At 41.9% G+C, this 11,812-nt stretch carries 11 protein-coding genes, 1 tRNA gene and 1 pseudogene (1 of these 13 running past the window's edge); 8 read left to right on the top strand and 5 right to left on the bottom strand.

Translation table 11 applies throughout. From position 1 onward, the window contains the following. From J6578_RS08005 to msrAB, 3 genes and pseudogenes are all read right to left on the bottom strand, one after another. Nucleotides 1–23 (bottom strand) — tRNA-Gly (locus J6578_RS08005); it reaches 153 nt to the left of the window's first position. Between the two features lie 109 nt (nt 24–132). Continuing rightward, nucleotides 133–705, bottom strand: coding sequence for a CDP-diacylglycerol--glycerol-3-phosphate 3-phosphatidyltransferase (gene pgsA / locus J6578_RS08010; protein WP_100150621.1), 573 nt, complete (start codon nt 703–705; stop codon nt 133–135). A 244-nt stretch (nt 706–949) separates the two neighbouring features. Continuing rightward, a pseudogene (msrAB, locus tag J6578_RS08015) lies at nt 950–1,936 on the bottom strand (bifunctional peptide-methionine (S)-S-oxide reductase MsrA/peptide-methionine (R)-S-oxide reductase MsrB); the annotation flags it as partial. 146 nt (nt 1,937–2,082) lie between these two features. Here msrAB and J6578_RS08020 point away from each other — a divergent pair. From J6578_RS08020 to J6578_RS08045, 6 genes are all read left to right on the top strand, one after another. Further along, nucleotides 2,083–2,571, top strand: a complete 489-nt coding sequence (locus J6578_RS08020) for a GNAT family N-acetyltransferase (RefSeq protein WP_100150619.1) — start codon at nt 2,083–2,085, stop codon at nt 2,569–2,571. Between the two features lie 519 nt (nt 2,572–3,090). Beyond that, entirely contained in the window at nt 3,091–3,615 is a 525-nt protein-coding gene (locus tag J6578_RS08025) for an endonuclease V (RefSeq protein ID WP_287954316.1), read from the top strand. A gap of 660 nt (nt 3,616–4,275) precedes the next feature. Then, on the top strand, nt 4,276–5,028 hold the full coding sequence (locus tag J6578_RS08030) for a Nif3-like dinuclear metal center hexameric protein (RefSeq protein WP_287954317.1): 753 nt from the start codon (nt 4,276–4,278) through the stop codon (nt 5,026–5,028). A gap of 161 nt (nt 5,029–5,189) precedes the next feature. Beyond that, complete coding sequence (locus J6578_RS08035) at nt 5,190–5,795, top strand: glutathione S-transferase N-terminal domain-containing protein (protein ID WP_093091487.1); 606 nt, start codon at nt 5,190–5,192, stop codon at nt 5,793–5,795. 25 nt (nt 5,796–5,820) lie between these two features. Next, entirely contained in the window at nt 5,821–6,264 is a 444-nt protein-coding gene (locus J6578_RS08040) for a ClpXP protease specificity-enhancing factor (RefSeq protein ID WP_093091489.1), read from the top strand. A gap of 463 nt (nt 6,265–6,727) precedes the next feature. After that, nucleotides 6,728–7,015, top strand: a complete 288-nt coding sequence (locus J6578_RS08045; RefSeq protein WP_093091491.1) for a hypothetical protein — start codon at nt 6,728–6,730, stop codon at nt 7,013–7,015. A 91-nt stretch (nt 7,016–7,106) separates the two neighbouring features. Here the strand turns inward: J6578_RS08045 and J6578_RS08050 are convergent, their stop codons facing one another. After that, nucleotides 7,107–7,730, bottom strand: a complete 624-nt coding sequence (locus J6578_RS08050) for a DUF2238 domain-containing protein (protein ID WP_287954318.1) — start codon at nt 7,728–7,730, stop codon at nt 7,107–7,109. Between the two features lie 445 nt (nt 7,731–8,175). Between J6578_RS08050 and ahpC the strand changes: the two genes are divergently transcribed. Both ahpC and ahpF read left to right on the top strand, forming a co-directional pair. After that, nucleotides 8,176–8,742 carry an alkyl hydroperoxide reductase subunit C gene (gene ahpC / locus J6578_RS08055; RefSeq protein ID WP_037405143.1) on the top strand — a complete coding sequence of 189 codons (567 nt, stop codon included), beginning with the start codon at nt 8,176–8,178 and terminating at the stop codon, nt 8,740–8,742. A 154-nt stretch (nt 8,743–8,896) separates the two neighbouring features. Continuing rightward, nucleotides 8,897–10,462 carry an alkyl hydroperoxide reductase subunit F gene (ahpF, locus tag J6578_RS08060; RefSeq protein ID WP_239364541.1) on the top strand — a complete coding sequence of 522 codons (1,566 nt, stop codon included), beginning with the start codon at nt 8,897–8,899 and terminating at the stop codon, nt 10,460–10,462. Nucleotides 10,463–10,712: 250 nt separating this feature from the next. Here ahpF and J6578_RS08065 read toward each other — a convergent pair. Further along, a partial coding sequence (locus J6578_RS08065; RefSeq protein WP_287954319.1) for an autotransporter family protein occupies nt 10,713–11,812 on the bottom strand: 1,100 nt, incomplete at its 5' end.

Genomic DNA, 11,812 nt, shown 5'->3' on the forward strand with positions numbered 1-11,812 from the left:
TCTACCAACTGAGCTATTCCCGCGCTTTCCATTCGTACTGAATGAAGAAGCGATATTATATCGATGAAAAAAATTGTGTCAAGGTTATTAGTAGGCCTGAACAGGTATTTTTTTGCTTTCGCTATGATTTTTTTAGGATTTAAATTCCTTAGTTGCCATCTTCAAATAATACAGCATTGACCAGATAGTCAGAATACAGGCAATAAGCATAAGAATATTGCCCAGCTTCCAAAGCAGATTAGGTTCAGCCAGTGGTGATGATGCCAGTAATAAAAGAAAAATAGCGGCCATCTGTGCTGCGGTTTTTAGTTTGCCCAGTTTAGCTACGGCAACACTATTGCGTTTGCCTAGCTGAGCCATCCATTCGCGTAAAGCAGAAATGGTGATCTCACGGCCAATGATAATCATGGCAAATATGGCATAGGTGCGGCCGGTGGCTACCAATAATATCAGTGCCACAGCTACCATCAACTTGTCTGCAACCGGGTCGAGAAAAGCCCCGAAATTGGATGTCTGTTTCCAGCGACGAGCCAGATAGCCATCGAACCAATCAGTTATTGCGGCTGCGGCAAAAAAGCCAGCGGCCAGCCAGTTAATAATCTGGCGATTACTGATCCAGTCTGTAGGCAAGTAAAACAATAAAGTAAATATTGGAATGATGAGGATACGCAACCATGTGAGCAATATCGGAAAATTCCAGGGCATGACGTGGTGTTCCTGACAGGTTATGATCTGATTAGTTTACATGATACCTGTTTGAAAGCATTAAAGTGATTTTTATTACTAACTGATGCCCGTATCTGGGATTCAAGTGTAATATAAATTTCGTTTTACGCAGATATCCGGTGGTTATTTATGATTTATTCCAAATTAGCTGATTTGGATGCGCTTCAATTTCAGGCAGCACGACTGTTTCATTTGTACATACTGCCCGAGGCTGAATACAGGATTATTTGACCATATCCTTATATGCAGCATAACCTGCCGCATCCATTTCATCATAAGGAATAAACCGCAGACTGGCGCCGTTGATACAATAACGTAAACCGCCACGTTCCTGTGGGCCATCGTTAAATACATGCCCTAAATGTGAATCTGCTTGCTGGCTGCGTACTTCAGTACGCTGCATACCAAGGCTGTTATCCTGATGTTCACTGATGACTTCAGATTGTATCGGCTGGCTGAACGCCGGCCAGCCACAGCCGGAATTGAATTTGTCCCGTGAGCTGAAGAGTGGTTCGCCACTGACGATATCTACATAAATACCGGGAACAAACAACTCATCGTACGGATGACTATACGGGCGCTCGGTGCCGGCATTCTGCGTAATCTGATACGCTTCTTCACCTAGCTGCTGATGTAAAGTTGCTGCATCGGGTTTATGAAAGGTTTTGGCATCATAGGCTGGAGCAGAAGTTGCCGTTTTGGGAAGATCCGGCAAGGGTTCGCGTGCTTTTTGCAAATCGATATGGCAATAGCCCTGAGGGTTTTTTTCCAGATAGTCCTGATGATATTCTTCTGCCGGAAAAAACTGTTGTAAAGGCAGATTTTCTACTACGATAGGCGCTTGATAACGCCCCTGTTCGGCTTTGATTGCTGCCTGAATAATATCTCGGTCAGCCGTATCGGTATAGTAAATACCGCTGCGGTATTGAGTACCAATATCATGAGCCTGACGATTTAGAGTGGTGGGATCTACAATACGGAAAAAGTGACGCAGTATGTTGGTTAAGGATAAAACATCAGCATCGTATTCGACCTTAATAGTTTCGGCGTGGCCGGTATTTTGTTTGCAAACTTCTTCATAGCTGGGATTTTCGGTATGCCCGTTAGCATAACCGGTCTGAGTGGCCAGTACGCCATTTAAGCGTTTAAAATAACCTTCCATACCCCAGAAACAGCCGCCGGCAAGATAAATGGTTTTTATATTCATGATGTTGTATCGTATCCTTATGTGATGGATTGGTATATGCTAGCACTAGCGGGTATTGATTGAAAGATGTAGTTTTGCTTAGTTATGTATGGGTGATATAAAATCTGTATTCAATTTTGGTTAAATCTGCTGTATTGGATGAAAATAATATGAGTATTATTACTTATTTGCGTCCGGCGCGGCCGGATGACTGTGACGATATTTATAATGCTCATCGCTATGCGGTGCAATATACCTGTGCGCGCAAATATGATGAAACAGTATTGAAGGCATGGTTATCATTATTGAATATCGATAGCTATCTGCATACGATGGCAGATGCAAATAAAGCTTTGTGGGTGGTTGACTATAAAGGGCATATTCAGGGTTTTTTTCAGATGGATCTGGTAGAAGCCCAACTGGACGCGCTATATATTCATCCCTTTGTGCATAATCAGGGATTAGGAACCGCACTCTTGCAGCGCGCTGAAAATGTTGCCAGCCGTGCAGGTTTGGGTATGCTGAAATTGTATGCGTCGCTGAATTCGGTTAAATTTTATGAAATCAATGGCTACACTTCGCTGGGTGAATGTGCTCTGCCACTGAATAATGAGGTTACAGTTAACTGCTTACTGATGCGTAAATATTTAACAGAATAGATGCTCATTGCTGAAAGCCCACTGCAATACTTCCATCCTGCTTTAGTGCTTGTCTGTAGCAGGTATGATAAATTGCCGCTTTATTGGATACTGAGCGCACGCCCGAATAAACTGATGTTATTGTATTTCCTGCTATTAATAACCATTAGCTGATTAAATATATTCAAAAGTAAAGGGCAGTGGATTCAGCCATTGTTTAATTAACTCCGCGCTTACGCTGAGTTGGGAATGAACTGAGTAAATACCAGCATATCGTTCACCTCAGAAATCATCATGCAGTTTGAACCAAAAAATCTGTATTATGGTGGCTATCAATTTTCTTTGTTTAGAACAAATAGCCACTGGTATCCGCTAAAATAAAATTCCGCTGCCAATTTGGATACCACTATTCTGGTCTGATGACGGTTTGAGCTGATAAGCTTTTTGCACCAAAATACTTTAATATTTAATTGGTTATTATAAAATTTTCCGCTGAATACTAATGATTAATTAAATAAAACGTAAATAACAAAAATAATATTGGCAATAGACGGTTACGATATAGAAAATCAGGCAAAAACCGTAGGGATTTTATTTCGGCACGGGACTGATACAAAATCAAACAGCGATACTGTGATTACCGATTATCAAAATAATATTGCACCTTACCAGTCTGGTCAGTTCTACCGGCGAGAATTACCTTGCATCATGGCACTATTAGATAAAATCGATTTATCAACCACTTCAACCATTGTTATTGACGGATATGTTCATCTGGCAGACGGTAAAATCGGCTTAGGTGGTTATCTTTATCATGCCTTAGATAAAACCATCCCCATTATTGGTGTGGCTAAAAAAGAATTTAGCGGAAATAAGCCGTATCTGATAGAAATCATTTGTGACCAAAGCAAGCATCTATTATATATTTCCGCAATCGGCATCCATTTAGAAAATGCAGCGGCAAACATTAATTCAGTGGCTGGAAAATATCGAATGCCTGATTTACTCAGTTTCCTTGAGCAGCGAACCCAACTATTTAAATTTGAGAAAGTGAGTCAAGAATAATATATTGTCACATTAGCTGACTCTGAATAGATTAAATGGATTCTCTTGCGCCTAGTGATTTGAATGAATAACAATTATGCCTGATATCGTGCTTATTCTTCACTATGCTGAGCCTCAGATTTATTGAATAAATGATAACAAAAAGTTGATTGTTTGAAATTTATTATCGAATGTGACGGTTCAATAGCTATTTTCTGAATAAATTTGCCCAAGATTTGCCATAATATTGCAAGTGAATACACTATCATATTGAAGCAATATAAGTTGTGGCTGTTAATCAGTTACCTTACGCTATTGATGAAAATAATCCGGAATACAGTCTTTATCTGAATAAGGCTTTATACAATTTCCGGAAGATGGTGCCGGATTTTATGGTATTGATACATGCTAATTTAAGCATTGGCAGAAATAGTTATGTTCTGGCGGTTTATCTTTCTCCTGCCAAAATTATCAGGTGTAAACAGGACAGGCAATATTTAATGATGTCTCTGTAGCTGCATAAATGTCAATTTGACCAAGAAAGGGATGGACTGGATGGTAATAGCAGACTATATAAAAAGCCCGGATATAAAATATGCCGGTTTGAATCAGGCTAATGTTATTATCAGCAAAATATAATGGGTATAGTTAATCTGAATCGAACATGATTAAAGGAAAATAATGGCCAAAAGAAAAGAAATTCTAGACTGGTGTGCTCAGCAGCTCGCGGTAGCTCAGTTTCGAGATTTCAGTCCGAATGGATTGCAGGTGGAAGGCACAGATGAAGTCAATAGTATTGTCTGCGCTGTAAGCGCCAGTCAGGCAGCTATTGATTTTGCCGTTGAGCAGCAGGCAGATATGTTGCTGGTGCATCATGGCATGTTCTGGAAAAATGAAGCAGCAGCAATAACCGGCTGGAAAAAACGCCGTATCCAGACATTATTATGTCATGATATTAATCTGGTTGGCTACCATTTACCACTGGATGCGCATCAGCAATGGGGCAATAATGTGCAGCTGGCACGGCGTTTGGGCTGGCAGGTTGATGGTTGTGGCGGGGAACAGAATCTGGTGCAGTATGGTTCACTGGTGCACCCGCAATCTGCGCTTGAGCTGGCGGGACAACTGGAGCTTAGTCTTAGCCGCAGGCCGGTACTTTTGTGTGCAGATGTGCAGCAGTCAGTACGCAAGCTGGCTTGGTGTACTGGTGGCGGTCAGAGTTTTTTCCAGCTTGCCATCGATGCTGGTGTTGATGCGTTTGTTACCGGAGAAGTCTCAGAACCACAATATCATCTGGCACAGGAATGCGGGGTGGTGTTTATTGCTGCGGGGCATCATGCTACAGAACGATATGGCATACAGGCTCTTGCTGCTGCTGTAGCCGAGCAATTTGGCATCAGCCAGCAGTTTTTTGATGAACCCAATCCGGTTTAAACTGTAATAGTGGGGATAATTTATTATAATTATCAGAAAAAATTTTTAATAAACATAAGTTTAAGCTATTTTTCTGGTAAAATTAGAGTCATTTGTCTATAATTAGATGATTTAGACACCACACTGTATTGATATTATGCAGTAATCTTGGGAAATTAATTATGATGACATTATACGCGGGTATGACTTGCCCGTTTAGTCAGCGTTGCAGCTTTGTCCTGTATGAAAAGGGCATGGATTTTGAAATCAAAGATGTAGACGTTTACAATAAGCCGGAAGATCTCGCTGTAATGAACCCATATAATCAGGTGCCGGTACTGGTAGAGCGCGATCTGATTTTGTATGAATCCAATATTATTAATGAATATATTGATGAGCGTTTTCCGCATCCGCAGCTGATGCCGGCTGATCCGATTATGCGCGGTCGTGGCCGTCTGGTACTGTATCGTCTGGAAAAAGAATTATTCAGTCATGTACTGGTACTGGAAAATCCTGAATCTAGTAACAAGGAAATGAATAAGGCTCGTGAGGCGATTACTCAGGGTCTGACTATGCTGGCACCGGCATTCACCAAAAACAAGTATATCATTGGTGATGATTTTTCTATGATTGATGTGGCGCTGGCTCCGTTATTATGGCGTTTGGATCACTATGATATCAAGCTGCCGAAATCGGCTGCACCTTTGCTGAAATATGCTGAGCGCATTTTCCAGCGTGAGGCGTTTATTAGTGCATTAACGCCGGCTGAAAAGGCTATGCGTCGCTAAATAATGTTGATAAGGGGAAAAGGCAATGAGTAAGCTAAGTACCAAACCGTATATTTTGCGTGCATTATATGAATGGGCGCTGGACAGTGGTTATACGCCACACATTGTTGCGTGGGTAAACGATAAAACCTGCGTGCCCCGTCAATATGTCCGTGACAATGAGATTGTGCTCAATATTGGTGCTGTAGCCGCGCATAATCTGAATATTGATAATGAATGGGTTAGCTTTGCTGCCCGTTTTAATGGTGTATCCCATGATATCTGGATTCCGGTTGGCCATGTAATCAGCCTTTTTGCCCGTGAAACGGGTGAGGGCATGGGTTTTGAAGTAGAACCGTTTACTGGTGATGATGATGTGCCGGCAACCGAGGATGGAGAGGCAGCAGAAGCTGAAACTGCCGCTGAGCCTAAACCGGCAGCAGATAGTGTTCAATCAGGCGCTAAAAAAGGGCTGAAAATTATCAAATAGCTGATTGTTTTCAATTAAACCTTACTCCTGAGGACGGAAAAATTTTATTGTCATGATAAGAGCTGAAATGTGCTGATTTCAGCTCTTTTTATATTTTATGTTTACGGCTGATCCCTGTGTATTAAGTATGGAGATCAGTTAATGACTTTTGATTCCAATTGTCCGGCTGATGAGCGACACGGCTTAAGCCAGATTATGCCTGCGTATCATTTTGGTATTAAGCTTTGTATGCTTAAGCATAGAATTTTTCTGCATGTGTTTTAATATCAAATTAATATCGGTGGCTTTGTTCTGCTATAAAGCAGGTTTAGTGCTATTGAAGTCGTTAAACAACTATTTTAAGCGCATTTTTATTCAAAATAGTGTTTCATTCTGTGTGACAATATCGGTTAAAATAGTGTTGCTGGATAATTATTAATGACAATACGCTTTATAATCCCTATATTTGCCGGAGTTTGAACGTATGAAGCAAACTGCTGAATCTGCAACTGCTGATAATGAATTAAGCAGGCAGCTAACTCAAAAAGAACAGAAATTTAAAAGAGTGAAATTTTATTTTAATGTTATTTTTGCTTTATGTTGTCTGGTGTTTGCCCTAGGACTGGTATGGATGAATGTAATGGCGATTGCCAGCTCATTTATTACTGCCATGATGTTTGGCATGGCCTATCTGGGGGTGATTATGATATTTGACGAAGATATCAAAGAAATAAAGCATAAGCTGGAAAAATCAGCATCGGTTTCAATCTGAATGGCAAATGTATCAGGCAGCTTTTATGGATTCTGCTTATGCAGAATTAATCTGTTAAATTGGCTGAGCCGGCTGCGGATAATCACTACGGCTATTTGTTCTGGTGCCCGTGTTTTGCTGTGGCTGATTGTGGTAAATGCTGTTTGCTACAGTACAGGTAAGTTAGCATAACGCTACAGCCAATCAGACACCACAGCATGTCTTGCTGTGTATCCCAAACATCACCCTGTGTGCCAAGAAAAGTTATTGCCTGCTGATTGCTGATTTCGGCTACCAGCCATTCAAACAGTTCATAAATGGCACTAATGGTCATACAGATACAGCCGCTTAAAAAAAACACCCAGCAGCGCCGGCGTACAATCTGTAAACGCCAGAGTAATTCGCTGGCAATCAGGGCAGGCGAGAAGCCTTGAAAAAAGTGGCCAAGCTTGTCGTAGTTATTGCGTGACCAATTAAACACGTTGCGCAGATAATTAAATACCGGTTCTTCTGCATAGGTATAATGTCCGCCAATCAGCAGTATGATTGCATGAATCAGTACTACCCAATACACCAGTTTACTGAAACGGAAACGTGAATAGGTAGATACAAGTATTGCCACGCCTGCTATTGCAGGCAATACTTCCAGACACCAAGTTGGATAGTCATGTGGGCGGTAGGCCGACCACAGTAATACAATAAGAAAAATCATCAATTGCAGAATATGGGTTTTCATCGGCGGCCTTTCCTGCAAATGCCTCAGTGGTGGTATCTGGCTGGAATGGATAAACGGCAAAAAATCTCAGCTTATTTAGATCATCAGTATCTATAAAAACAATTGCGTTAGCAGTTTTGTATTAATATCTGCATCTTAAGCTGGATAAACTGTTTAAGCAAATATGGCTTGCGAGCTAAAAATGGGAGATTAGTTTGCTCTGTGATGATATTTTGCAATGTGGTCATGGTTATTGAAAGATATTGTTGCTGTTAATAGGTGGCTATCCGGCGACTTTTTTATAAATATATGAGTTATTTTTAAAAGCAAAATTTTAACATATTGTTTATTATGAAAAATAAAAACTATCGCTTATATAAAATCATTTGATTATATTTATGACGTGAATTTGTGTACTATACGTGCATTACTTAATTCAATGCTGTTTCACTCAAGGAGATACTTCATGGTTGCTAACGTTAATACCGAAATCAAACCATTCAACACCACTGCTTTTCACAATGGTAAATTTGTAGACATCAGCGATGCAGATGTTAAGGGTAAATGGTCTGTATTCTTTTTCTACCCAGCTGACTTTACTTTTGTTTGCCCGACAGAATTAGGTGATCTGGCTGATCACTATGAAGAATTGCAAAAAATGGGTGTGGAAGTTTACTCTGTATCTACAGATACTCATTTCACTCATAAAGCTTGGCACGATGCATCAGAAACGATTGCTAAAATCAAATACTTTATGCTGGGTGACCGCAACGCCACACTGGCTACCAATTTTGGTGTGCTGCGTGAAGGAGAGGGTTCTGCTGACCGCGCTACTTTTCTGGTTGACCCGCAAGGCATCATTCAGAGTGTAGAAGTTACCGCTGAAGGTATTGGCCGTGAAGCTGCTGATCTGGTGCGTAAAGTTAAAGCTGCACAATACGTTGCCTCTCATCCGGGTGAAGTTTGCCCAGCTAAATGGAAAGAAGGAGACAAAACTCTGGCGCCTTCTCTTGAATTAGTTGGTAAAATCTAATAACACTTAAACACACACATCGATATCTTTGCTGTTAGTTAACAGCCATTCAGCCCGAATACCGGCTGCGGTATTCGGGCTTTTTTAACAAACAAATCTACAGGCTATCAAAAATCGAAAATCGATTGTTAATATCAATGTTAAGGAGTTGTAAATGTTGGACGATACCCTGAAAAGCCAATTAAAAGCTTATTTGGAATATGTAACCAGACCGGTTGAAATTATTGCTACGTTAAACGATAGTGCTGGTGCCCGCGATATGCTGGCACTGTTAAAGGAAGTACAGGCACTGAGTGATAAAATTAGCCTGCGTACTGATGGTAAGTCTGAGCGTACACCTTCTTTTGAAATTACCAATCCCGGTACGCATACTGGTCTGGTTTTTGCCGGTAATCCAACGGGACATGAATTCAGTTCGCTGGTGCTGGCTTTATTACAGGCAGGTGGTCATCCATCCAAAGAAGCTGAATCTTTGCAGCAACAAATAAAAAATCTGCAAGGTAGTTTTCATTTTGAAACGTATTATTCTATTACTTGTCATAATTGTCCGGATGTGATTCAGGCACTGAATCTAATGACCATTCTCAATCCGAATATCAGCCATACAGCTATTGATGGTGCTTTATTTCAGGATGAAATTGAGGCAAAGCAGATTATGGGTGTACCGGCAGTATTTCTGAATGGCGAGCCTTTTGGGCAGGGGCGGATGGAGCTGGCGGAAATTGTGGCCAAACTGGACAGCAATGCAGCTGACAGGGCAGTTGAAGCGCTGAATGCAAAACAGCCCTTTGATGTACTGATTGTTGGCGGAGGCCCTGCCGGTGCGGCAGCAGCGGTGTATGCCGCGCGTAAAGGAATCCGTACCGGAATTGTGGCCGAACGATTTGGCGGGCAGGTACTGGATACACTGGATATTGAAAATTACGTTTCGGTTTTGCGTACCGATGGCCCGCGTTTTGCTCAGGATCTGGAAAACCATGTACGCAGCTATGATGTAGATATTATGAATCTGCAAAAAGTCAGCGCGCTGATTCCGGCTAGCAGCGAAGGTGGATTAATTGAGGTGCATACGGAAAGCGGTGCTGTTCTGAAATCACGTACCGTGATTCTGTCTACCGGTGCGCGCTGGCGTTCTATGAATGTCCCCGGCGAACAGGAATATCGTACTAAGGGGGTGACTTATTGCCCGCATTGTGATGGTCCTTTGTTCAAAGGCAAAGACGTGGCTGTGATTGGCGGTGGCAATTCCGGCGTGGAGGCTGCTATTGATCTGGCCGGTATCGTTAAAAGTGTCACCTTGCTGGAATTTTCTGATAAATTGCGTGCAGATGAGGTATTGCAGCACAAGCTCAATAGCCTGTCTAATGTAAAGGTTATTCGTAACGCTCAGACTACTGAGGTAACCGGTGCTGCTGGCAAAGTCAGTGGTCTGAACTATGTTGACCGGCTGAGCAATACTCAACAGCATCTGGCACTGGAAGGAATATTTGTACAGATTGGTCTGTTACCCAATACCGGTTTTTTGCAGGGTACAGTTGAGTTAACTGAACCGATGCATGAAATTGTGATTGATGCACATGGTAAAACCAATGTGCCGGGTGTATTTGCTGCCGGTGACTGCACCAATGTACCCTATAAGCAGATTATTATTGCCGCAGGTGAGGGTGCTAAGGCTGCATTAAGTGCTTTTGATTATCTGATTCGTAGCCGTACAGCTTAATTATATTGTCTGCCCAGCCAGCCCCGCATGTTTTGGTTTTGCGGGGCTTTTCATTGCAAAGAATAGCAGTACAGCTTAATCAGGATGATTGCCTGTATATGCTTATTTAACTGTATGAACGTTTAAGCCCGCTTTCTAAAAATAACCTCCGGCTGTGGCCATAAAAAAACAAGGCAAAACCGTGTAATGGTTTTGCCTTGTTAGGAGACACAGCAGTAGCTTTATCACCAGCCACTGCTAGGGATATGATTTATAACCAAGTGTATTTGTAACCCAGCGTGCCTTTGAAACCCTTACGTTTATCGCTGCCAAAGTTTTTCTCATAACGCACATCGCCATAGAAATCGCTTTGACGGGTTATCGACCACTGGATACCTGCACCAATTTCACCCCAAGTTTTGGCATATTCTTCTTTCAGTGTATCGCGGCCGATATCAACTGATTTCGGATTGACAAAATCATGCCAGATATTGGCAATACCATAAAATGATGAAGGTGGTAAATTATCAGTTGTATCGCCATTGTAACCAAAGCGCATACCTATACGGCCACGCAGGGCAGATGGATTATGCTGGTCGATATGACGGTATCTGTCATTGAAATCATCCAGAGACAGATACTGGTATACCAACTGAGCCTGTGGTTCAACAAACCAGTTATTTCCATAGACTATGAAAGATTTTCCGGCTTCAGCTGATAATGCTGCGCCCCAGCCATTCTGATGTACAGATTCATTGGAACGGGCATTGTATTTATTGCGTAAATAAGTGACCTGACTAACCAGATCTACATAACCACCATTATTGCCATAGAATGTGCCATAACCACCAATACTTACTGCATCAGTGCGGCCTTTACCGGTGTAATGATCATCAACGATATAGCCATTCTCGGCACGATACTGGTCGCGGAAATCGTTTTCATTGTGCCCATAGGATACATAACCACCAATATGCCGGCGTGCTCCGGTTTTAGCGTTGTTATCCAGAATAAAATCATGTCCAATTTGTAGAACAGATTGACTGCCACCTGTATCCAGACGTTTTTTGCCATTCTTATCCAGATGTTCCACTACCACTCTGCCCCAGGTTTGCTGCTGAGTATCGCTAAAAGCAGTATTATTGGCGCTATTAATATTATTGGTCTGATTCTCACTGCGCCGTTCATGCAAGGTGCCGATGGTAGTAAAGCCCAGTTCCATATTTGCTGTAGGCATCTGTACATAGCCAGACACCGGTTCAGCATAAATTGGAACTTCTTTCTGTGGTTTAGGGCTGATAGGTTTTACTGGCTCAGTAGGAGCAGGTTTGGCCGGATCAGCAGGATCGGGCTGTATTGGTTCGGTAGGAG

Origin of the sequence: Snodgrassella sp. (assembly GCF_024103505.1) — a bacterium.
Taxonomy (GTDB): Bacteria; Pseudomonadota; Gammaproteobacteria; order Burkholderiales; family Neisseriaceae; genus Snodgrassella; species Snodgrassella communis.

Coding starts and splice junctions, on each gene's coding strand:
- ahpC (WP_037405143.1), top strand. CDS start 8,176: ATGGTTGCTAACGTTAATACCGAAATCAAACCATTCAACACCACTGCT.
- J6578_RS08045 (WP_093091491.1), top strand. CDS start 6,728: ATGAAGCAAACTGCTGAATCTGCAACTGCTGATAATGAATTAAGCAGG.
- pgsA (WP_100150621.1), bottom strand. CDS start 705: ATGCCCTGGAATTTTCCGATATTGCTCACATGGTTGCGTATCCTCATC.
- J6578_RS08040 (WP_093091489.1), top strand. CDS start 5,821: ATGAGTAAGCTAAGTACCAAACCGTATATTTTGCGTGCATTATATGAA.
- J6578_RS08050 (WP_287954318.1), bottom strand. CDS start 7,730: ATGAAAACCCATATTCTGCAATTGATGATTTTTCTTATTGTATTACTG.
- J6578_RS08035 (WP_093091487.1), top strand. CDS start 5,190: ATGATGACATTATACGCGGGTATGACTTGCCCGTTTAGTCAGCGTTGC.
- ahpF (WP_239364541.1), top strand. CDS start 8,897: ATGTTGGACGATACCCTGAAAAGCCAATTAAAAGCTTATTTGGAATAT.
- J6578_RS08030 (WP_287954317.1), top strand. CDS start 4,276: ATGGCCAAAAGAAAAGAAATTCTAGACTGGTGTGCTCAGCAGCTCGCG.
- J6578_RS08020 (WP_100150619.1), top strand. CDS start 2,083: ATGAGTATTATTACTTATTTGCGTCCGGCGCGGCCGGATGACTGTGAC.